We start from the raw sequence: 22,330 nt of genomic DNA on the forward strand, positions 1-22,330 counted from the left end.
GGGATCTCAGTGGTTATTGGTGTGTCACCACAATCAGGCGCAGCGCGTCCAGACGCCAACCGGCGTCGCTCAGGCTCTCAAGCACCTGCGCGCGGTTACTTTCCAGCGCTTCAATCTCGTCATCGCGGATGTTGGGATTGACCGCCCTGAGGGCTTGCAGGCGTGCAAGCTCCGCGTTGAGTTTTTCATCCGCTTCGGCTTTGGCGCCGGCGATGATTGCCTGCGCTTCCGGCACGATGACTTTGTCGGCCTGAACCAGAATGTCGTGCACTTCCTGTTGCACCGCGTTCACCAGCTTGCTGCCAGTGTGGCGGTTAACGGCATTCAGCTGGCGGTTAAAGCTTTCAAACTCCACTTTACCCGCGAGGTTATTGCCCGCGCGATCCATCAGCAAACGCACCGGCGTAGGCGGCAAGAAGCGCGTCAGCTGCAGATGTTTCGGTGCCTGTGCTTCCACCACGTAAATCATCTCTACCAGCAGCGTACCGACCGGCAGCGCCTTGTTTTTTAACAAGGAGAGGGCGCAGCTACCGGTATCGCCGGAAAGAATCAAATCGAGCCCGTTGCGGATCAGCGGATGTTCCCAGGTAATAAACTGGGTATCTTCGCGCGACAGCGCCTGGTTACGGTTAAAGGTCACGGTGCAACCCTCTTCCGGTAATCCCGGGAAATCCGGCACCAGCATATGATCGGAAGGCGTCAGCACGATCAGGTTATCGCTGCGGTCTTCCTGATTGATGCCGACGATATCAAACAGATTCAGCGCAAAGTTAACCAGCTCGGTATCGTTGTCCTGATCGGCAATGGCATTGGCCAGCGCCTGCGCCGCTTCGCCGCCGTTGGAGTTCAGCTCCAGCAGGCGGTCACGGCCCTGCTCAAGCTGTGCTTTCAGCGCATCATGCTGTTTGCGGCTTTCACTGATGAAGGTATCGAGGCCTTCGGGATTGTCCGGCGACGCAAGGAAATCAATCAGCTGCGGGTAAGCCTTATCGTAAATAGCGCGGCCCGTAGGACAGGTATGCTCAAACGCGTCCAGTCCTTCGTGGTACCAGCGCAGCAGTACCGCCTGCGCGGTTTTCTCCAGCCACGGCACCAGAATTTGAATATCGTGCATCTGACCGATACGGTCGAGGCGGCCGATACGCTGCTCCAACAGATCGGGGTTAAACGGCAGGTCGAACATCACCAGTCGGCTGGCAAACTGGAAGTTGCGGCCTTCAGAGCCGATTTCTGAACACAGCAGCACCTGCGCCCCGTCTTCTTGAGAAGCAAAAAACGCGGCGGCGCGGTCGCGCTCAATGATCGACAAACCTTCGTGGAACACGGCTGCGCGAATACCTTCCCGCTCGCGCAGCACTTGTTCAAGCTGCAACGCCGTGGCGGCTTTGGCGCAAATCACCAGCACTTTCTCTTTGCGGTTGCTGGTGAGATAGCCCATCAGCCACTCTACGCGCGGATCGAAGTTCCACCACGTGCCGCTGTCGCCTTCAAATTCTTGATAAATCTGCTCGGGATAGAGCATATCGCGCGCGCGATCTTCCGCACTTTTACGCGCCGCCATGATGCCAGAGACCTTGATGGCCGTTTGATACTGCGCGGGCAGCGGCAGGCGGATCGCGTGCAGTTCGCGTTTAGGGAACCCTTTCACGCCGTTACGCGTGTTGCGGAACAGCACGCGGCTGGTGCCGTGGCGATCCATTAGCATGGACACCAGCTCTTTGCGCGCGTCCTCTTTACCGGGACGATCGCTATTCGCTATCTGCAGCAGCGGTTCAATATCCTGTTCGCCGATCAGATCGTTGATCAGGTTTATCTCTTCTTTATTGATCGCCTGATCGGCCAGCAGCGACGTCACCGCATCGGCAATGGGACGGAAGTGCTGCTGCTCTTCCACAAACTGCTCAAAGTCGTGGAAGCGGTTGGGATCCAGCAGGCGCAGGCGGGCAAAGTGGCTTTCAAGGCCAAGCTGCTCCGGTGTCGCAGTCAGCAACAGCACGCCCGGGATGCGTTCTGCCAGCTGTTCAATCACCTGATACTCGCGGCTCGGCGCGTCTTCGCTCCAGGCCAAATGGTGCGCTTCATCCACCACCAGCAGATCCCACTCGGCGTCCGCCAGCTGCGTAAGGCGCTGTTTGTTGCGACGCACAAAATCCAGCGAGCAGATCACCAGCTGTTCCGTATCAAATGGGTTGTCGCTGTCGTGCTGAGCTTCGGTGTAGCGATCGTCATCAAACAGGGCAAAGCGGAGGTTAAAGCGGCGCAGCATTTCAACCAGCCACTGATGCTGCAGCGTTTCAGGCACCACGATCAGCACGCGATCGGCGCGACCTGCCAGCAGCTGTTGCTGAATGATCATGCCCGCTTCGATGGTTTTACCCAAGCCCACTTCATCTGCCAGCAAAACGCGTGGCGCATGGCGACGGCCCACGTCGTGGGCGATGTGCAACTGGTGCGGAATCAGGTTAGTACGCATGCCGCGCAGGCCGCTGATGGCTAAGCGATACTGCTCACTCTGGTATTTACGCGCGCGGAAGCGCAGCGCAAAGCGATCCATGCGATCCAGCTGACCGGCGAACAGGCGATCCTGCGGTTTGCTGAACACCAGCTTACTGTCCAGCATCACCTCACGCAGCGTGACATTGTTCTCTTCGGTATCAAGACGCGTGCCGATGTAGGTGATCACATCGTTATCGTTACGAATTTCATCGACGCGCATCTGCCAGCCTTCATGGCTGGTAACGGTATCGCCCGGATTAAAAATGACGCGCGTGACGGGAGAATCATTGCGTGCATACAGGCGGTTTTCGCCGGTTGCCGGAAACAGGAGCGTGACCATGCGCGTATCAACCGCCACCACCGTCCCCAGTCCCAGTTCACTTTCCGTATCACTTATCCAGCGTTGACCCAGTGTAAATACCATATATTTTTTGCTCGATTCTCTAACAAGACATAAAGACGTTCACCTGCACTCAGGCAATACATAACCGCCAAACAGAGTGTCTGGTCAGGTTGTGCGTGCGGTGAGAATCAGGAAGGGCGCTATGGTACTGGATGGAAAGGCATTCGTCACCTGTCAAAACAGCCCCAGCTGCCCGGTAATCAGTGTAGCAAAGTCATCACCGACAAACGGCAGAATCCCCTCGGCGACCGGCTGCAGCTGGCGCGTAACATAGTGGTCGTAATCCAGCGGCGTCACGCGCGCTTCCAGCGGCTCCGGCCCGGCGGTGGCCATCACGTAGCGAATCGATCCGCCGTTTTGGTACTGCAGCGGCCGCTGCAGCTTGCGGTTATGCTCATCGGCGAGGCGCGCGGCGCGCACGTGCGGTGGCACGTTGCGTTCGTAGTCTTTGAGCGGTCGACGCAGGCGTTTTTTATACACCAGCAAAGGGTCAAGCTCTCCCGCCAGCAGCTGTGCCACGGTGGTGCGGATATAGTCCTGCCAAGGCTCATTACGAAAAATAAGCCCGTAAAGCGTCTGCTGAAACTGCTGCGCCAGCGGCGTCCAGTCCGTGCGCACCGACTCCAGCCCCTTGAAAACCAGCCGTTCGCCGTCGGCGTGACGAATCAGTCCGGCGTAGCGTTTCTTGCTGCCCTGTTCAGCACCGCGAATAGTTGGCATCAGAAAGCGACGAAAATGGGTCTCATACTCCAGCTCCAGCGCGCTCTCCAGTCCCAGCGTTTGCCGCAGATGTGCCTGCCACCAGCGGTTGACGTTATCGGCCAGCCGCTGACCGATGGCGGCGGCCTCGGTCTCACTCTGCGGCCCTTTGAGCCAGACAAAAGTCGAGTCGGTATCGCCGTAAATGACATCAAAGCCTTCCGCCTCAATCAGCTCCCGCGTTTGCTGCATGATGGCGTGGCCGCGCAGCGTGATGGAGGACGCCAGACGCGGATCGAAGAAGCGACACGCGCTGGTGCCAAGCACGCCGTAAAGCGCGTTCATAATGATTTTGAGCGCCTGCGACAGCGGTTTATTGCCGTCGCGCTTAGCGGCTTCGCGCCCTTGCCAAATCTGTTCGACGATGGCAGGCAGGCAGTGCGTCTGCCGCGAGAAACGCGCGTCGCGAAAGCCGGGAATAGAGTCGGTATCGCTCGGATGTGCCAATCCCTCGACCAACCCCACGGGATCGATCAGAAAGGTGCGGATAATGGACGGATACAGGCTTTTATAGTCCAGCACCAGCACCGAGTCGTACAGGCCTGGCCGGGAATCCATGACGTAACCGCCAGGGCTGGCTTCCGGCGCCACTTCGCCCATGTTCGGGGCCACAAATCCAGCGCGGTGCAGGCGGGGAATATAGAGGTGGCTGAACGCCGCCACTGAGCCACCGTGGCGATCCACGGCCAGGCCGTTGACCGTGGCGCGCTCCAGTAAGAACGGCATGATGGCGGTGTGCTGAAAAATGCGCGTCACCAGCTCACAATCTTTCAGGTTATAGGTGGCGAGCGCGGGTTTGTCGTGGGCAAAGCGCCAGTTGATCTCTTCCATGCGCTGCCACGGATTGTTGATCGCCTTGCCTTCGCCCAGCAGCTCGCGCGAGACGGCTTCAAGACTGAACGACGGAAAATCCCAGAACGCCGATTTCAGCGCCTCTATGCCGTCAATGATCAACCGTCCATTTGCCTGCGCGAAAAACACGCCCGGCTTAAAACCGTGTTCGCGCCACTCCAGCGGCTGCTGCTGTCGGCCAAGGCGCAGCGGAATGCCGTAGCGGTCGCTGTGCTTTTGCAGGACGCGCAGATCAAATTGCACCACGTTCCAGCCGATGAGCACATCGGGATCGTGGCGAGTGAACCAGGCATTTAGCTGTTCAAGCAGCTGCGGGCGGGTATCCACATAAATCAGATCAAAGTCGAGGTTGGCCGGGTCGCCGTTGGGCGGGCCGAGCATAAATACCTGACGCTGGCCGCATCCTTCTAGCCCAATACAATAAAGCTCACCGTATTCCGTGGTTTCAATGTCCAGAGAGACCCATTTTAACGGCGGACGGTAATCGGGATGCGGTTTCAGGCGAGCATTCACGATGCTGTCGCCGCGCGTTTCGCCGCCGAACCACACCGGGGCGGTAATAAAGCGCTCCATCAGATAGCGCTCCGGTGGGCGAATATCCGCTTCATAGACCGGAATGCCGTTTTCGCGCAGGCGTTTCTCCAGCTGTTGCAGCTGGCGATAGCTGCGGCAGTAAAGGCCAAACACCGGCCTGCGACGGAAGTCTTTCAGCGTCAGCGGCTGCAAGCGCATGTGGCGCTCGTCGCGCAGCAGCGTTTCTACTTCGGCCCGAAATGCTTCAGGAATAAACGCCACTGACTCCTGCGCAGGCAGGACCAGGCGCTGAGGGCCGCTATCCGTGGCCAGCCAGAGAACAATTTCACTGCCTGTTGGGGTGTCTCGCCAGTGGCGAGTGAGTACAAAGCCTGCGCGTGGTTGAGTCACGGTTACTCCCGTAGCGATTTCATGCCAGTATATCATGGATATTTATACAGTGCGGGAGCGGCGGTTAATTTGTCAGCAAACTGTCAACATCCTCCTACAAATCTTGCCTTGACGGGGTGGCATCGGCTCCGGACAATCCAGCCTCTATATTGCGCAGAGGACCGTTATGGAAGCCTGGATTCAACACCTGTTTACCCAATCGCTCGAGTATGCGCTGATGGCCGTCGCGCTGGTTACTTTTCTTGAGTCGCTGGCCTTTGTTGGATTGCTATTGCCGGGCACGGTGTTAATGGCGAGCCTGGGGGCGCTGGTCGGCAGCGGACAGATTGGCCTGTATCCGGCGTGGGCGGCGGGGTTTGCCGGCTGTTTGATTGGCGACTGGGTGTCGTTTGGCATCGGCTGGAAGTTTCAGGGGCCATTGCACCGCTGGAAATACCTCAAAAAGTATCAGGGACTGCTGGATAAAACCGAGCACGCGCTGCATGAACACAGCATGTTTACTATCCTGGTGGGGCGCTTTGTTGGGCCTACGCGTCCGCTCATTCCCCTGGCAGCGGGCATGCTGGAGCTGCCGGTGCGTAAGTTTCTGCCGCCTAATCTCATCGGCTGCATCCTGTGGCCGCCAGCCTACCTGATGCCGGGGATTTTAGCGGGCGTGGCCATTGATGTGCCGCAGGCCGCGCAGGGCAGTAGCTTTAAATGGCTGCTGCTGCTGGTGACGCTGCTGGTCTGGCTGGGGGGATGGCTGCTGTGGCGCCGCTGGCGCAGTGGAAAAACCCAAGACTGGGCAACGAAATATCTGCCGCCGTCACGCCTGCGCTGGCTGGCACCGTTGGGCGCTGCGGTTGGTTTGGGCGCATTTATCGCGCTGCAGTTTCACCCGATGATGCCGCTGTTCCGCCAGCTGTTATGGAAAGTGTTTTTCGCCTAACGCGGCACAACGCCAAGGATGGCCGCAGCCTCGCTCTCGCCGCGCAGTAAGCGTTCGGTGGGGCCATCCCAGCAGACGCGTCCCTCAACAATCACCACGCTGCGCGGCGCAATTTGCTGCGCATCTTCCAGGCTGTGTGACACCATCAGCAGCGTCATATTGCGTGCTGCGCATACGCTGCGTACCAGCTGCAGCATCTCTTTGCGCAGAGCAGGATCCAGCGCGGAAAACGGCTCATCCAGCAGCAAAATGGGGCGATCGCGGAGTAAACAGCGCGCCAGCGCCACGCGCTGGCGCTGGCCACCGGAGAGTTCGCCCGGCAGGCGCGTCAGCAGGGCTTCCAGGCCGGTTTGCTCGGCAATATCCGCTACCTGCTGCTGCTGTGCCGCGGTCAGCTTGAGACCCGGATGCAGCCCCAGGCCCATGTTTTGCTGCACGGTGAGGTGGGGAAAAAGGTTATTTTCCTGGAACAGCATGGAGACGGGCCGCGCCGCGGGAACGCTGTGCGTATGATCGCGCCCGTTCAGGATCGCCGTGCCGTGGCTGACCGGTAAAAATCCGCCGAGCAGGTTCAGCAGGGTACTTTTTCCTGCGCCGCTGGGGCCGAGGATCGCCAGGCGTTCGCCGGCTTGGGCGCTGAGGTCGAAGCGCATGGGCAAGTGCTGGTAAAGGTAAGTGAGGTTATTCAGAGTGAGCATGGCGACCCGCGCGTTTTTCCATCAGGGTAAACAGTAGCAAACAGAGCAGTAAGAGCAGCAGCGCGGTCACCGCGCCGTCCGCGCCGCGATAGGCGCCTAATTGCTGGAACAGATAAAAAGGTAGCGTGCGAAAGTCGGCGCTGCCAAACAGCGCCACGACGCCAAAATCACCGATCGAGAGCACGCAGGCAAAAGCCAGCGCCTGGGCCAGCGGACGCCGCAGCGCACGCAGTTCAATCAGTCGCAGTCGATTCAGCCCCTGAATACCCAGCGAGGCGCACAGTACGCTGTAGCGTGCGGTGATGTCGCGCATGGGATTTTCCAGCACTTTCATGGCATAGGGAATCGCGATCAGCGCATTGGTGAAGATCACCAGCGCATCGGCGCGCTGCGGCAGGCCAATGGTGGCGTTGAACAACAGAAAGAAGCCGCTCGCCAGCACAATGCCCGGCATTGCCAGAATTAGCATGCCGCTCAGTTCCAGCGTCTGCGCCAGCACGCGCCGCTGGCGCTGGCGCAGTTCGCGGCTGCTCCACAGCAGCATCACGGTGAGCGTGACGCACAGCAGGCTGGCGCCAACGGCAATGCGCACCGACGTAAAGGTGGCCTGCCACAGCGCCGCCTGCTGCAGCGCACCGGCAATGCCGCCGCGCAAGCCATCGACGATGACCGCGGCCAGCGGCGGCAGCAGGAGCAACAGGGCAAGTGCAAGGCAAACGCCATCGCCAATGCGCGCCAGCGCGCTGTCCTGCGGATCGCGCCAGCCGCGCAGCGTTTGGCTTCCCGTGGGGATGGTCTGGCTAAAGCGCTGGCTTAGCAACACCATCAGCAGGCAACAGCCCAACTGCAGCAGCGCAAGCAGTGCAGCGCGTGCGGGGTCGTAATCGAAACTGAGCGCTTGATAAATCGCCAGCTCCAGCGTTGTGGCGCGTGGACCGCCGCCCAGCGCCAGCACGGTGGCGAAGCTGGCAAAGCACAGCATAAAAATCAGCGCGGCCGTCGGCAGAAGCTGGCGCCGCAGCCACGGCCACTCCAGCAGGCGAAAGGCGTTCCAGCCGCGCACACCCAGCTGCGCGGCCAGCTGACGCTGCTCGGCAGGGATGCTCTCCAGCGCTTGCAGCAGCATGCGCGTGGCCAGCGGTAGATTAAAGAAGACGTGCGCCAGCAAAATGCCCTGCAGGCCGTAAGGCGAGAAGTGATACTCAAAGCCTATGGCCTGACAGAGCTGGGCCAGCCAGCCGTTGCGGCCATAGACGCTCAGCAAGCCAAACACCGCCACCAGCACCGGCAGCACCAGCGTCATGGCGCACAGGCGCAGCAGCAGAGTACGGCCGGGGAAACGACGACGGTAGAGCGCGCGCGCCAGCGGGATAGCGGGCAGCACCGAGAGCAGCGACGAGAGCAGCGCCTGTTCAAAAGAGAACCGCAGCACGTGGTGCAGGTAGTTGTCGCTGAGTAAACCCCGCCAGTCGGCGAGAGGCGCCGCTGAAAACAGGGCGCCAAACGCCAGCAGCGCGACCGCACACAGCAGCAGCGCCACGGCGCTGCCTGGAACCAGCCAGCCTGGCATTAACGGCTGACGGCTTGCTGCCATGCGCGGATCCAGCTGGCGCGATGTTCAGCCACGTCAGCCGGCGTAAACTGCAGTGCGTGAGCGGGCACGGTCAGTGTTTCATAGCCCGCAGGCAGGTCGCTCTTGATCACGGGATACATCCAGTTACCGGTGGGGATCGTCTGCTGGAAAGCAGGCGACAGCATAAATTGCAGGAACTGCTGCGCCAGCTTGGGTTGCTTGCTACTGGCGAGCTGCCCGGCCACTTCGACCTGCAGATAGTGTCCCTCACTGAATGCCGCAGCGGCGTAGCGATCTTTCTTCTCTTCAATAAGGTGATATGCCGGAGAGGTGGTATAGCTCAGCACCAGATCGCCTTCGCCTTTAAGAAACAGGCCGTACGCCTCGCTCCAGCCTTTGGTGACGGTCACGGTTTTCTGCGCCAGCTTTTGCCATGCGGCGGGGGCGTTGTCGCCGTAAACTTTTTGCATCCACAGCAGCAGGCCCAATCCTGGCGTGCTGGTACGCGGATCTTCATAAATCACGCGCCACTTTTCGGGGCTGTCCACCAGCTCTTTCAGGCTATGCGGCGGGTTTTTTAGCCGGGTTTTGTCATACACGAAGGCAAAATAGCCGTAGTCATAAGGCACAAACGTATCGCTGTGCCAGCCATCAGGCAGCTGCAGCGCGGTAGTATTCACGCGGCTTTTGGCAAACAGACCCGTTTTTGCGGCGGCGTCGACAAGATTGTTATCCAGTCCAAGCACCACGTCGGCTTTGCTATTCTTGCCTTCCATGCGCACGCGGTTCAGCAGCGAAACGCCATCTTCCAGCGCGACGTAATGCAGTTCGCAGCCGCACTCCGCTTCAAAGGCTTTTTTTACCGCTGGGCCGGGGCCCCACTCGGCGGAAAAGGAGTCATAGGTGTACACGGTGAGGACGGGTTTGGCAGCAAACGCCGGGGCAGCGATCAGCAGTAACAGGGGCAACACTTTATTTAACACTTTGCGCTCCTTGAGGAGAAAATAAGGTTGAGTCGCAAAGGATCTGAGTGGGTACCTCTCAAATCCCTACGCCGGTATTAACCGGATCAGGTTCGACGGGTCTCTCTCAGCCTGAACTGCAGGCACCCCGTTGAGAACGGCCTAGTGTAGACACTTCTGCGGCGGCGGGAAAGCATCACAAATCGGGTGGCGCGAACCAGGCTGACTTAAAATCGAACCAGCCCAGCGTATTGAGCCGCACGCCGCGCATGCTGCGCTGGCCCTGCAGCAGCAGCCAGTGATGAAAGAGCGGATGAAGATAGTGGTGAGTGAGCAACTGCTGGCTCCATTCCGCCAGCGGCAGCGCTTTTTCGCGCCAGCGTGCGGCATCGTTCGCCCAGTCGATCGGGATACAGCGCTGCATCAGCGGCAGCTCATACAGCTGGGCAAACAGCGCATACTCCAGCGGCAGCGTGAAATTGACGCTGCCCAGCCAGATATCGCTTTCTCCTTCGCCCGCTGACCAGGCTTCATAGCTGAGTTCGCGCGCAATCAGCGCGATGCCGTGCTGCGCCAGCAGCGGACGCAGCGCCTGCATAATACCGTCGTGCTCTACGTGGTGGTGGTATCCACTGATTGTCAGCTGCGTTAACCCTGTGGGCTTGCTAACGGGCGAGACATCACGCCGATGATGCCAACGCGGCAGCAGGCCGTTAGCCGGAAACCAGTCGCGTTGATGCGCCCGTTGGGCATGGTGCAGCACCGCAATAGGGGCGAGCAGATCGCTTACCCAGCGCCGGATGTGGGCGTCACGACCGTGCGCGCTGCGCTGGTCGAACAGCAGAAAATAGCAGCCTTCCTCCAGGCGGCTCTCAACCGAGGTTTCGTCAGCCGTTTCGCCCTCCAACGTGACGCCCGCTGGCACCAGTTCATCACCGATCTCCGGCAACACCCAAATGGAGACATCATCTATCAAGGCGCGAAAGCCAAAATAGTCATCAAACGCGGCAATTTTTAGCTGACTCTGCTGATTACGTATCACGCGGTAGGGCCCTGTGCCGATGGGCTGGCGGGCAAAGTCAGGCAGCGTAGGCCATTCCCGCGGCAAAATCATCGCGCTGACGCTGCCGAGTAGCCAAGGCAGCCATGCGTCGGGCTGCGTGAGGGTGATGTCCAGCGTCCAGTGCGCCGGGGACTCCACCTGGGCAAGGTGTGAAAACAGCGGCTGCTGACGCGCGCGCGTCAGCGAGGCAATCACATCGTCCATCTCCAGCTCGCGGCCATGGTGAAAGCGGATGGCCGGACGCAGAAAGAAACGCCACTGCAGCGGGGAGAGCTGCTGCCAGTGATGCGCAATATCGGGCTCGATTTCCCCTTTTTCCTCATTTATGCGTGTCAGACCGTTGAAAATTTGTCGCGCCAGGTGGGTTTCGGAACGGCGCAGCGGTGAGCCAGGCAGCAGATTGAGCAGAGGGCGGTAGTAGAGTACGCGCAGAATATGCTTGCCTTGACGAAAGCTACGCCCCAGGTGCGCCGCAATCATCTGGCGCACCGCGTTTTTATCACCGACCAGCTGCAGTAGCTGATCGATGCGATCCTGATCGAGCAGCGACGCTGCGCGCTGCTGCTGCAGCGCCAATCCGCTGTAACAGAAGCGTAAGTGGGAGCGTTTACCTCTGCCCGCTTCGGCCTGCCATTGCAGCCAACCTGCGGCCTGCATCGCGTTGAGCAGGCTGCGCATGTGACGGCGCGAGCAGTGCAGCAGGGCGGCCAATTCGGCCAGCGTGGTGTCTCCGTCTTGACCCTGGCGCTGCTGCCACAAGCGAATAAATTGGTGTTGCAGGCGTGACGAAGACATAAAAGGGGAACTCCATTGAAATATTGCTCAGTTTTTCCTTCCTCATAGTAGAGGCATACTGTGCGGCAATGGAAGAGCGGGAGGCATTCTACCGAATGGCGCTCTGCCAGCGGTTCCCTCAATGGAACCTTTTCTGAGTTGGGTGCATTTCACCGCCAGCAGCGTTATCTCTGCTGGCTTTTTTCATGGGGCTATGAAAATCTTCTCTCTTCTTGTCTACCCCTCTGTTTTAAGGGATTTCGTGATGAAATCGCTGTTAACGCGTCAGCGCCGCATTAATCCGGTTTACCTCGCTTTTATGGCGGTGTCGTTTATGACCGGCGTTGCCGGTGCGCTTCAGGCCCCCACGCTGAGCCTGTTTTTGACCCGCGAAGTGCAGGTGCGGCCCTTTTGGGTGGGGCTGTTTTTTACCGTGAATGCCCTCGCCGGAATTGTGATTAGCCTGCTGGTGGCGAAGCGCTCGGACAGCCGCGGCGATCGCCGCCATCTCATTCTGTTTTGCTGCCTGATGGCCGTGCTCAACGCGCTGCTGTTTGCCTTTAATCGTCACTACCTTACGCTGATTACGTTGGGCGTCCTGCTATCAGGACTGGCGAGCGTGGCGATGCCGCAAGTGTTTGCGCTGGCCCGCGAATATGCCGATCGCTCGGCGCGTGAAGTGGTGATGTTTAGCTCGGTGATGCGCGCGCAGCTGTCGCTGGCGTGGGTGATTGGCCCGCCGCTGTCGTTTGCGCTGGCGCTCAATTACGGCTTTGTCACGCTGTTCAGCGTAGCGGCGGGGATTTTCTTCCTGAGCCTGCTGCTGATCTGGTTTACGCTGCCTTCGGTGCCGCGCGTGGTGGTCACGCCGGAACAGGTGCTGCTGCAGCTGAGCCCGTGGAAAGACAGCCACGTGCGTCTGCTGTTTATCGCGTCGGTGGTGATGTGGGCGTGCAATACCATGTATATCATTGATATGCCGCTGTATATTAGCGCCACGCTGGGCCTGCCGGAGAAGCTGGCGGGGCTGCTCATGGGCACGGCGGCGGGACTGGAAATTCCGATTATGCTGCTCGCGGGCCACTATGCGCGGCGCGTCGGGAAACGCGCGCTTATGCTACTGGCGCTGGTCTCGGCCGTGCTGTTTTATCTGGGGCTGGTGCTGTTTACCTCGCAGACCGCGCTGATGGTACTGCAGCTGTTTAATGCGGCCTTTATTGGGATTATCGCCGGGATCGGCATGCTATGGTTTCAGGATCTGATGCCGGGGCGTGCCGGTGCCGCGACCACGCTGTTTACGACCTCTATTTCCACCGGATTGATTATTGCGGGACTGATTCAGGGCGCACTGAGTGAGCATTACGGTCATGAGGCGGTTTACTGGCTGGCACTGATCATGGCCGTTGTGGCATTGCTGCTGGCGGCGCGGGTGCGTGACGTGCGATAGCGGAGAAGGGCGACGGAGTCGCCCTTGTGTGATTAGCGTAAGAATGCCGGCTGGTTAGCTTCATACGTGGCGATGGACGCCTCGTGCTGCAGCGTCAGGCCAATGCTATCGAGGCCGTTGATCATGCAGTGGCGGCGGAAGCCGTCAATGTTGAAGTGGTAAGTTTTGTCGCCTGCGGTCACGGTTTGCGCTTCCAGGTCCACGGTAAAGCGGATGCCAGGCTGTGCGGCGACCAGACTGAACAGGGCGTCCACCTCCTCTTCACTCAGCGTGACCGGCAGCAGCTGGTTGTTGAAGCTGTTGCCATAGAAAATATCGGCGAAGCTGGGCGCGATCACCACGTGGAAGCCAAAGTCGGTCAGCGCCCAAGGCGCATGTTCACGGGAAGATCCACAGCCGAAGTTCTCCCGCGTCAGTAAAATGCTGGCGCCCTGAAATTCCGGCTTATTCAGCACAAAGCTCGCGGTAGGCTGGGTGCCTGCATCGTCGTCAAAGCGCCAGTCGTGGAACAGGTGTGCGCCGAAACCGGTACGCGTCACTTTCTGCAGAAACTGCTTGGGAATGATGGCGTCGGTATCAACATTGGCCGCATCCAGCGGGGCCACAATGCCGGTGTGTTGCGTAAATTTGTTCGCCATGGCGTTAAGCTCCCTGAGTCAGTTCACGAATGTCGGCAAAGCGACCGGTTACGGCGGCGGCGGCAGCCATGGCCGGACTCACCAGATGTGTACGACCGCCGCGGCCCTGACGGCCTTCAAAGTTGCGGTTACTGGTGGAGGCGCAGCGCTCGCCAGGATTTAAACGATCGTTATTCATCGCCAGGCACATGGAGCACCCAGGCAGGCGCCATTCGAAGCCCGCATCGAGAAAAATTTTGTCTAACCCTTCGGCTTCCGCCTGGGCTTTTACCGGGCCGGAACCGGGCACCACCATGGCGACCACGCCCGGTGCCACTTTACGTCCTTTGGCAATCGCGGCGGCAGCGCGTAAGTCTTCAATGCGCGAGTTGGTGCACGAGCCGATAAATACTTTATCAATGGCAACATCGGTGAGGCGGATGCCCGGCTTGAGATCCATATACGCCAGCGCTTTCTCTGCCGAAGCACGCTCCACGGGATCGGCGAACTGCTGTGGGTTGGGAATCGCCTGGTCAACGGCCATCACCTGACCGGGATTGGTGCCCCAAGTGACCTGCGGCGCGATATCCGCGGCGTTCAGGGTGACCACGGCATCGAACTTGGCATCGCTGTCCGACTTCAGCGTGCGCCAGTAGGCTACCGCTTGCTCCCAGTCGTCGCCTTTTGGCGCAAACTGCTTGTCTTTCAGGTAGGCGAACGTGGTGTCATCCGGCGCAACCAGACCCGCTTTGGCACCCATTTCAATCGCCATGTTGCACAGCGTCATACGCCCTTCCATGCTCAGCGCTTCGATGGCTTCGCCACAGAACTCGACGACATGGCCGGTGCCGCCTGCGCTACCGGTTTTACCAATGATGGCCAGCACAATGTCTTTAGCCGTGATGCCGGGCGCTGCGTGGCCCCGCACTTCAATCTTCATGGTTTTAGCACGGCCCTGCTTGAGGGTTTGCGTGGCGAAGACGTGCTCGACTTCAGAGGTCCCGATCCCAAAGGCCAGCGCGCCAAAGGCGCCATGCGTGGCCGTGTGAGAGTCGCCGCAAACAATTGTCATACCGGGCAGCGTCATGCCTTGCTCCGGGCCGATGACGTGGACAATGCCCTGGAAAGGGTGGTTCAGGTCATACAGCTGGATACCAAACTCGGCGCAGTTCTTCATCAGCTCTTGCATCTGAATACGCGCCATCTCGCCGGAGGCATTGATATCTTTGGTCTGGGTGGAGACGTTGTGATCCATGGTGGCGAACGTTTTCTCAGGCTGGCGCACCTTGCGGCCGTGCGCGCGCAGGCCGTCAAACGCCTGCGGTGAGGTCACTTCGTGGATCAGATGGCGATCGATATACAGCAGCGGCGTTTCGTTAGGCGCTTCGTGAACGACATGTGCATCAAATAACTTCTGGTATAAGCTTTTCATTTATTATTTTTCCTCTGTGATGAAACCGGCAATCAGGCTGCCCATTTCATCTGTGCTAACGGCTGGGCCGTTACCGGACAAATCACGGGTACGGTGGCCAGCTTCCAGCGCACGGCTCACCGCGCGTTCAATGCTGTCGGCGGCGTCTACTGCATTCAGGCTAAAGCGCAGCAGCATCGACAGCGACAGAATTTGCGCAATGGGGTTAGCGATATTCTGCCCGGCAATATCCGGCGCGGAACCGCCGGCCGGCTCAAACAGGCCAAAACCCTCTTCATTCACGCTGGCAGAAGGCAGCATGCCCATTGAGCCAGTGATCATGGCGCACTCGTCGGACAGGATGTCACCAAACAGGTTAGAGCAGAGTAAAACATCGAATTGTGACGGATCTTTGATCAGCTGCATGGTGGCATTGTCGATGTACATGTGATTCAGCTGCACATCCGGGTACCCTTTTGCCACCTCATTGACGATTTCACGCCACATCACCGACGTGGCCAGCACGTTGGCTTTATCCACTGAGGTGACCTTACTGCGGCGCTTGCGCGCGGCGTCAAAAGCATTACGCGCAATGCGCTCGATTTCAAAGCGGTGATAAACCTCGGTATCGAAAGCGCGCTCGTGTGGGCCGCTGCCCTCGCGGCCTTTGGGTTGGCCAAAGTAAATGCCGCCGGTCAGCTCACGCACGCAGAGAATATCGAAACCGCGCGCGGCGATGTCGCTGCGCAGCGGGCAGAATGCCTCCAGGCCCTTATACAGCGCTGCGGGGCGTAAATTACTGAACAATTTAAAGTGCTTACGCAGCGGCAAAAGGGCGCCGCGCTCAGGCTGGTTCGCGGGCGGCAGATGCTCCCATTTTGGCCCACCCACGGAACCAAACAGAATCGCATCGGCCTGTTCGGCGCCGGCAACGGTGGCGGGGGGCAGAGGTTCGCCGTGACGATCAATAGCGATGCCGCCCACATCATATTCGCTGGTGGTGATGCGCAGAGCAAAACGTTCGCGCACCGCATCAAGCACCTTCATGGCCTGCGCCATGACTTCCGGGCCGATTCCGTCGCCGGGCATTACCGCAATATGATAAGACTGAGTCATAGTTACACCGTTTCCTTCTGATCTTTAAATTTACGCTGCAGTTCTTTTTCTACCTGTTTGGCGCGCCAGATGTTGTTCAGGGCATTCACCATTGCTTTCGCTGAAGACTCAACGATGTCGGTCGCCAAGCCTACGCCGTGGAATTTACGTTGGTTGTAATTGACCACGATATCCACTTGCCCCAGCGCATTTTCACCGTGGCCTTTGGCGGTTAATTTGTAATTCAGCAGTTCGGCTTCGAAACCGGTAATACGGTTAATCGCCTGGTAAACCGCATCGACCGGACCGTTACCAGTGGCAGCATCGGCTTTGGTTTCTTCACCACAGCCCAACTGTACAGACGCGGTGGCGGTGACGCTGGAGCCGGTTTGCACGTTGAATTCATGCAGCTGGAAGTACTCCGGCTCTTCGTTTTGCTTGTTAATGAAGGCCAAGGCTTCCAGATCGTAATCAAACACCTGGCCTTTTTTGTCCGCCAGCTTCAGGAAAGCGTCATACAGGGTATCCAGGTTGTAATCCGATTCCTGATAGCCCATCTCTTCCATACGGTGTTTTACCGCGGCGCGGCCGGAGCGTGAGGTCAGATTGAGCTGGATTTTGTGCAGGCCGATCGATTCTGGCGTCAGGATTTCGTAGTTTTCACGGTTTTTAAGCACGCCATCCTGGTGGATGCCCGAAGAGTGCGCGAACGCATTGGCGCCCACCACCGCTTTGTTGGCCGGAATGGGCATGTTGCAGATTTGGCTCACGGTTTGGCTGGTGCGGTAGATCTCTTGATGATTAATGTTGGTGTGGACATTCATGATCTGCTGGCGGGTTTTGATGGCCATGATCACTTCTTCCAGCGCACAGTTACCGGCGCGCTCACCCAGTCCGTTCAGCGTGCCCTCTACCTGACGCGCACCCGCCAGTACCGCGGCAATGGCGTTGCCGGTGGCCATACCCAGATCGTCATGGGTGTGAACAGACAAAATCGCGTTATCAATGTTCGGCACGCGGTTAATCAGCTGACTAATGATATTGCCGTATTCACCCGGCGTGGTGTAACCCACGGTGTCAGGAATGTTGATGGTGGTTGCACCGGCATTGATCGCGGCCTCTACCATGCGGCACAGATCGTCGATAGGTGTGCGACCGCCATCTTCGCAGGAAAACTCGACATCGTTGGTGTAGTTGCGCGCGCGTTTGATCATGTGAACGGCGCGCTCAATCACCTCTGGCAGCGTACTGCGCAGCTTGGTGGCGATGTGCATTGGCGAGGTGGCAATGAACGTGTGAATACGAAATGCGTCGGCGACGCGCAGCGACTCGTATGCGGCGTCAATATCTTTTTCTACACAGCGCGCCAGCCCGCAAACACGGCTGTTTTTAATGGTGCGCGCAATAGTCTGCACCGACTCGAAGTCACCCGGTGAAGAGACCGGAAAACCCACCTCCATGACATCAACGCCCATTCTTTCCAGCGCCAGGGCGATCTGCAGTTTTTCTTTCACACTCAGACTGGCTTGCAGCGCCTGCTCACCATCACGCAAAGTGGTATCGAAAATAATAACTTGCTGGCTCATGGTGCTCTTCCTTTTACATTGACTTCGCCGGTGCAACGAGCATAAAAAAACCCGCGCAGTGGCGCGGGTTTTTAAACTGTCAGTGGGTTCGAATCAATTCTCGTTTTCGCCCACGAGTCTACCGCGCAAACTGGATGCGTTAAGTAGTAGACCAAGTAGGCGAGAAAAACGGAACATAGCTCAAACCCCGAAATTTAATGATGCGTATATTGGTACTGGAATCATTATGGCTTGTCAACCCTGAAAGTAGGGGCAGCCAGCAAGGGATATCAGGGCGATATTCTAAGAATAATTCTCCTGGTAGCGTATTGATGTTAATCGATTGGAAAAATAAGCGATTAACGCTAAAAATAGGGTGGATGAAATAATTTTAATACCATAACCTAATGTAATGAAAGGGTTTTTATTCGTTGTGCGACTTGTTGAAGAATCAAGACAAACCGGATTTCTCAGCAGAATGTGATGTGAGATCCTGAATTGGGAGTTAATCTCGCCATAAACTTATGAGTGCAGGAAATTGTGGCCTGAGCCTGCCGGCAATATAAAAATCCTATTTCTTAGAAGACGCTGCAAATAATCTTTTATCCAGCATTTTCATCTGTGGTTATCGCAAGGCATTAGTTAATTCCTCGCGCGCTAAACGGGCGTGTTAGAGCCTTTTCTGCCGAATTACGCCGTATGGGCAAGGGCGGCGTTTGCAGGCAGAGTTTTCTGCGGTTATGGTAATCGACCTACTCTCAAAAGAATCAACGCAAGTAGACTCCCTGTACCTGGAAGACAGAAATGAATTCTCTCTTTCGAGCATAAACATAAGGTTTTGATCTTAATTGGCGAAAAGTGGTCGGGAGGCAAATGACGCAGGGATAATGCGCGTTGTTGGCCTTCTTTCCTGACGCCTGGAGGCAGAAAATGGAGATGTTGTCAGGAGCCGAAATGGTCGTCCGTTCGTTGATCGATCAGGGCGTTAAGCAAGTATTCGGTTATCCGGGCGGAGCGGTGCTCGACATTTATGATGCGCTGCAAACGGTCGGTGGCATTGACCACGTGCTGGTGCGTCACGAGCAGGGCGCCGTGCATATGGCTGACGGTTTAGCGCGCGCAACCGGCGAAGTCGGCGTGGTGCTGGTGACGTCAGGCCCAGGCGCGACCAACGCCATCACGGGCATTGCGACCGCGTATATGGATTCGATTCCGCTGGTGATTCTCTCAGGGCAGGTCCCGTCTTCGCTAATTGGCTACGATGCCTTCCAGGAGTGCGACATGGTGGGCATTTCGCGTCCCGTGGTAAAGCACAGCTTTCTGGTAAAAAATACCGAAGAGATCCCGACCGTTCTGAAAAAAGCCTTCTGGCTGGCCGCCAGCGGCCGTCCCGGTCCTGTGGTCATCGATCTGCCGAAAGACATTCTTAACCCTGCCAATAAGCTGCCTTATGTTTGGCCCGAAACCGTGAGCATGCGCTCTTACAACCCGACCATTCAGGGGCACAAAGGGCAGATCAAGCGTGCGCTACAAACGCTGCTGGCGGCGCATAAGCCCGTGATTTATGCCGGCGGCGGTGCAATCACCTCTGGTTGTGAAGCCGAGCTGCTGCAGCTGGCGGAAAAGTTAAATATCCCGGTGACCACCTCGCTGATGGGACTGGGCGCTTTCCCCGGCTCACACCGCCAGTGCGTGGGCATGCTGGGCATGCACGGCACTTATGAAGCCAACATGACCATGCATAACGCCGATCTGATTTTCGGCATTGGCGTGCGTTTTGACGATCGCACGACCAACAATCTGGCGAAGTATTGCCCCAACGCAACCATCATGCACATTGATGTCGACCCGACCTCGATATCAAAAACCGTGAGTGCGGATATCCCGATTGTTGGCGATGCCAGGCAAACGCTGGTGCAGATGTTGGAGCTGCTGGCGCAAAGTGAGCCGCAGCAAGAGTTAGACAGCCTGCGCGACTGGTGGCAAACCATTGACGGCTGGCGCAGCCGCAACTGCCTGGCGTTCGATCGCACCAGCGAGAAGATCAAACCGCAGGCAGTCATTGAAACCATCTGCCGTTTAACCCATGGCGATGCGTATGTGACCTCTGATGTGGGTCAGCACCAGATGTTTGCCGCGCTCTATTATCAGTTCGATAAACCGCGTCGCTGGATTAACTCAGGCGGGCTCGGCACCATGGGCTTTGGTCTGCCCGCCGCGCTGGGCGTTAAAATGGCGCTGCCAGATGAAACGGTAATTTGCGTGACGGGCGACGGCAGTATCCAAATGAATATTCAGGAGCTCTCTACCGCACTGCAATATGATCTGCCGGTACTGGTATTGAACTTGAACAACCGCTTCCTTGGCATGGTGAAGCAGTGGCAAGACATGATCTATTCCGGACGTCATTCGCAATCTTATATGGAGTCGCTGCCTGATTTTGTGCGCCTGGCGGAAGCCTATGGTCACGTTGGCATTGCTATCCAGCATCCGGCTGAGCTTGAAGAGAAGCTGCAGCTGGCGTTGGATACCCTGGCAAAAGGCCGGTTGGTGTTCGTGGACGTCACGGTGGATGGCAGTGAGCACGTTTACCCGATGCAAATTCGCGGTGGCGCGATGGATGAGATGTGGTTGAGCAAAACGGAGAGGACATAATTATGCGTCGTGTGTTATCGGTTCTGCTGGAGAACGAATCCGGCGCATTGTCCCGCGTGGTCGGACTGTTTTCACAGCGCGGTTACAATATTGAAAGCCTGACGGTTGCGCCAACGGACGATCCTACGCTGTCGCGCATGACCATCCAGACCGTGGGTGACGAAAAGGTGCTGGAGCAGATCGAGAAGCAGCTGCACAAGCTAGTAGACGTTCTGCGCGTCAGTGAGCTGGGGCAGGGCGCCTACGTTGAGCGTGAAATCATGCTGGTGAAAATTCAGGCCAGCGGATACGGACGCGAAGAGGTAAAGCGCAGCGCAGAAATTTTCCGCGGCCACATTGTTGATGTCACGCCGACGCTGTACACGGTTCAGCTCGCGGGCACCAGCGACAAGCTGGATGCCTTCCTGAACACGGTACGTGAAGTGGCGGAGATTGTGGAAGTGGCGCGGTCCGGCATCGTGGGCGTTTCACGTGGCGATCGCGTCATGCGCTAATGCCTGTTGAATGAACAGAGTTAATGAAGCTAACCCGGCGTAATGCCGGGTTTTTTTATTTTATGCGTGGCCTGAGCTTGCCGGACAAAAGCGGTTGCTCAGCGTGGTTTTCTGCGGTTAGATGTTACAAACGTTTTATCCTTAGCTACTCTGCGGATATTTCCGCAAGGCCTGGCTTCTGAGAATGAAGGTGTTATCGTGAAACTCGATGAAATTGCGCGCCTGGCAGGTGTATCGCGGACGACAGCCAGCTACGTTATAAACGGCAAAGCACGGCAGTATCGTGTCAGCGAAAAAACCGTTGAGAAAGTTATGGCGGTGGTGCGCGAATACAACTACCACCCAAATGCCGTGGCGGCGGGCTTGCGTGCCGGACGTACGCGATCGATTGGGTTGGTCATCCCCGATCTGGAAAACACCAGCTATACGCGCATTGCCAACTACCTGGAACGTCAGGCGCGTCAGCGCGGTTATCAGCTACTGATCGCCTGCTCCGAGGATCAGCCCGATAACGAGATGCGCTGTATTGAGCATTTACTGCAGCGTCAGGTCGACGCCATTATTGTCTCCACGTCCCTGCCGCCGGAGCACCCGTTTTACCAGCGCTGGATCAACAACGCCTTACCCATCATTGCGCTAGACCGCGCGCTGGATCGTGAACACTTTACCAGCGTGGTGGGCGCCGATCAGGACGATGCCTGCACGCTGGCAGCTGAATTGCGTCAGCTCCCGGTGAAGAATGTGCTGTTTCTCGGCGCGCTGCCTGAACTGTCAGTAAGCTTTCTGCGTGAAATGGGGTTCCGCGAGGCCTGGAAAGACGATCCGCGCCCCATCGATTACCTCTACTGCAACAGTTTTGATCGCGCGGCGGCGGCGACGCTGTTTGAACGCTATCTCGACGATAACCCTATGCCCGATGCGCTCTTTACTACCTCTTTTGGTTTATTGCAGGGAGTGATGGATGTGGCGTTGAAGCGCGAGGGGCGCTTGCCAACCGATTTGGCGATCGCGACATTTGGCGACCACGAATTATTAGACTTCCTTGAATGTCCGGTGCTGGCTGTAGGACAGCGTCATCGGGATGTTGCCGAGCGCGTTCTGGAATTAGTCTTGGCTTCTTTAGATGAACCCCGCAAACCGAAACCGGGGTTAACGCGCATTCGCCGTAATTTATTCCGACGCGGTCAATTGAGTCGCCGACCAAAATGAAAGCGTGGGCAGAGATTGCCCACGCCGATTAATTCACCCACTATTATTGGGCAGCCGCGCTTGAGAACCCTGCATAAATTAACGTCATCCCAGCTAACAAATTAAATTCCAGCAATTTTCTTAATTGTTTACCACTTCCGCGCCGCGCCACACCGTGTGACCGCATGACCGCTAGGCTTCCTATCAGAAATCCCCTAAAATGCAGCGCGCGTCGGCCCGCTCAGGCTAAATAGGTTGTGTCTGAAAAGCGCTTTAATTTTCACCATTTAGCAAAATGAAAAGATTTTTATTCCACTATTCATTAGGTTAATTTTTTAAATTTGTCTTTTATTTCTACCACGACGTCATCTGAATAATTTCTTCTCCTTGTAAAGAGTGATATTCACCTACCGTTGCGGCTTG

At 57.5% G+C, this 22,330-nt stretch carries 15 protein-coding genes and 1 riboswitch; of the genes, 5 read left to right on the forward strand and 10 right to left on the reverse strand.

Annotated elements, in window-relative coordinates; genetic code table 11:
• Positions 1-13: 13 nt before the first annotated feature.
• Together rapA and polB are read right to left on the reverse strand one after the other, a co-directional pair.
• Complete coding sequence (gene rapA, locus LU196_RS10770) at positions 14-2,920, reverse strand: RNA polymerase-associated protein RapA (RefSeq protein WP_232759280.1); 2,907 nt, start codon at positions 2,918-2,920, stop codon at positions 14-16.
• Between the two features lie 153 nt (positions 2,921-3,073).
• On the reverse strand, positions 3,074-5,434 hold the full coding sequence (polB, locus tag LU196_RS10775; RefSeq protein ID WP_232759281.1) for a DNA polymerase II: 2,361 nt from the start codon (positions 5,432-5,434) through the stop codon (positions 3,074-3,076).
• 166 nt (positions 5,435-5,600) lie between these two features.
• On the opposite strand from polB, the gene LU196_RS10780 reads away from it, so the two are divergent.
• Positions 5,601-6,365 (forward strand): DedA family protein, encoded by a 765-nt coding sequence (locus LU196_RS10780; protein WP_232759282.1) that lies wholly within the window; start codon positions 5,601-5,603, stop codon positions 6,363-6,365.
• Here the strand turns inward: LU196_RS10780 and thiQ are convergent.
• From thiQ to sgrR, 4 genes are all read right to left on the reverse strand, one after another.
• Positions 6,362-7,063, reverse strand: coding sequence for a thiamine ABC transporter ATP-binding protein ThiQ (gene thiQ / locus LU196_RS10785; RefSeq protein WP_232759283.1), 702 nt, complete (start codon positions 7,061-7,063; stop codon positions 6,362-6,364). The genes LU196_RS10780 and thiQ overlap by 4 nt on opposite strands.
• Entirely contained in the window at positions 7,047-8,657 is a 1,611-nt protein-coding gene (gene thiP / locus LU196_RS10790) for a thiamine/thiamine pyrophosphate ABC transporter permease ThiP (protein WP_232759284.1), read from the reverse strand. Before thiP ends, thiQ begins: the two co-directional genes overlap by 17 nt.
• Positions 8,633-9,619 (reverse strand): thiamine ABC transporter substrate binding subunit, encoded by a 987-nt coding sequence (thiB, locus tag LU196_RS10795; protein ID WP_232759285.1) that lies wholly within the window; start codon positions 9,617-9,619, stop codon positions 8,633-8,635. Before thiB ends, thiP begins: the two co-directional genes overlap by 25 nt.
• Before the next feature lie 45 nt (positions 9,620-9,664).
• A riboswitch (TPP riboswitch) is annotated at positions 9,665-9,759 on the reverse strand.
• Between the two features lie 35 nt (positions 9,760-9,794).
• Entirely contained in the window at positions 9,795-11,456 is a 1,662-nt protein-coding gene (gene sgrR, locus LU196_RS10800; protein WP_232759286.1) for an HTH-type transcriptional regulator SgrR, read from the reverse strand.
• A gap of 244 nt (positions 11,457-11,700) precedes the next feature.
• Between sgrR and LU196_RS10805 the strand changes: the two genes are divergently transcribed.
• Entirely contained in the window at positions 11,701-12,882 is a 1,182-nt protein-coding gene (locus LU196_RS10805; protein ID WP_232759287.1) for an MFS transporter, read from the forward strand.
• A 32-nt stretch (positions 12,883-12,914) separates the two neighbouring features.
• On the opposite strand, the gene leuD is transcribed toward LU196_RS10805, so the two are convergent.
• From leuD to leuA, 4 genes are read right to left on the reverse strand one after another with little or no spacing between them, the layout of a single operon-like run.
• Positions 12,915-13,520 carry a 3-isopropylmalate dehydratase small subunit gene (gene leuD / locus LU196_RS10810; protein WP_232759288.1) on the reverse strand — a complete coding sequence of 202 codons (606 nt, stop codon included), beginning with the start codon at positions 13,518-13,520 and terminating at the stop codon, positions 12,915-12,917.
• Positions 13,521-13,524: 4 nt separating this feature from the next.
• The gene (gene leuC, locus LU196_RS10815; protein ID WP_232759289.1) at positions 13,525-14,931 is read right to left on the reverse strand and encodes a 3-isopropylmalate dehydratase large subunit; all 1,407 of its coding nucleotides are present in this window, start codon (positions 14,929-14,931) and stop codon (positions 13,525-13,527) included.
• 3 nt (positions 14,932-14,934) lie between these two features.
• A complete protein-coding gene (leuB, locus tag LU196_RS10820) occupies positions 14,935-16,026 on the reverse strand; it encodes a 3-isopropylmalate dehydrogenase (RefSeq protein WP_232759290.1) in 1,092 nt (363 codons plus the stop codon).
• A 2-nt stretch (positions 16,027-16,028) separates the two neighbouring features.
• The gene (gene leuA / locus LU196_RS10825; protein WP_232759291.1) at positions 16,029-17,591 is read right to left on the reverse strand and encodes a 2-isopropylmalate synthase; all 1,563 of its coding nucleotides are present in this window, start codon (positions 17,589-17,591) and stop codon (positions 16,029-16,031) included.
• A gap of 909 nt (positions 17,592-18,500) precedes the next feature.
• Between leuA and ilvI the strand changes: the two genes are divergently transcribed.
• The 3 genes from ilvI to cra all read left to right on the forward strand — a co-directional run bounded on the left by ilvI (position 18,501) and on the right by cra (position 21,928).
• The gene (gene ilvI, locus LU196_RS10830) at positions 18,501-20,225 is read left to right on the forward strand and encodes an acetolactate synthase 3 large subunit (protein WP_232759292.1); all 1,725 of its coding nucleotides are present in this window, start codon (positions 18,501-18,503) and stop codon (positions 20,223-20,225) included.
• A gap of 2 nt (positions 20,226-20,227) precedes the next feature.
• On the forward strand, positions 20,228-20,719 hold the full coding sequence (ilvN, locus tag LU196_RS10835; protein WP_232759293.1) for an acetolactate synthase small subunit: 492 nt from the start codon (positions 20,228-20,230) through the stop codon (positions 20,717-20,719).
• Between the two features lie 198 nt (positions 20,720-20,917).
• A complete protein-coding gene (cra, locus tag LU196_RS10840) occupies positions 20,918-21,928 on the forward strand; it encodes a catabolite repressor/activator (RefSeq protein WP_232759294.1) in 1,011 nt (336 codons plus the stop codon).
• Positions 21,929-22,330: the final 402 nt, after the last annotated feature.

The sequence above is a fragment of the Pantoea sp. Mb-10 genome (assembly GCF_021272205.1).
Lineage (GTDB): Bacteria > Pseudomonadota > Gammaproteobacteria > Enterobacterales > Enterobacteriaceae > Pantoea.

Coding starts and splice junctions, on each gene's coding strand:
- rapA (WP_232759280.1), bottom strand. CDS start 2,920: ATGGTATTTACACTGGGTCAACGCTGGATAAGTGATACGGAAAGTGAA.
- LU196_RS10780 (WP_232759282.1), top strand. CDS start 5,601: ATGGAAGCCTGGATTCAACACCTGTTTACCCAATCGCTCGAGTATGCG.
- thiQ (WP_232759283.1), bottom strand. CDS start 7,063: ATGCTCACTCTGAATAACCTCACTTACCTTTACCAGCACTTGCCCATG.
- thiP (WP_232759284.1), bottom strand. CDS start 8,657: ATGGCAGCAAGCCGTCAGCCGTTAATGCCAGGCTGGCTGGTTCCAGGC.
- sgrR (WP_232759286.1), bottom strand. CDS start 11,456: ATGTCTTCGTCACGCCTGCAACACCAATTTATTCGCTTGTGGCAGCAG.
- LU196_RS10805 (WP_232759287.1), top strand. CDS start 11,701: ATGAAATCGCTGTTAACGCGTCAGCGCCGCATTAATCCGGTTTACCTC.
- leuD (WP_232759288.1), bottom strand. CDS start 13,520: ATGGCGAACAAATTTACGCAACACACCGGCATTGTGGCCCCGCTGGAT.
- leuC (WP_232759289.1), bottom strand. CDS start 14,931: ATGAAAAGCTTATACCAGAAGTTATTTGATGCACATGTCGTTCACGAA.
- leuB (WP_232759290.1), bottom strand. CDS start 16,026: ATGACTCAGTCTTATCATATTGCGGTAATGCCCGGCGACGGAATCGGC.
- leuA (WP_232759291.1), bottom strand. CDS start 17,591: ATGAGCCAGCAAGTTATTATTTTCGATACCACTTTGCGTGATGGTGAG.
- ilvI (WP_232759292.1), top strand. CDS start 18,501: ATGGAGATGTTGTCAGGAGCCGAAATGGTCGTCCGTTCGTTGATCGAT.
- ilvN (WP_232759293.1), top strand. CDS start 20,228: ATGCGTCGTGTGTTATCGGTTCTGCTGGAGAACGAATCCGGCGCATTG.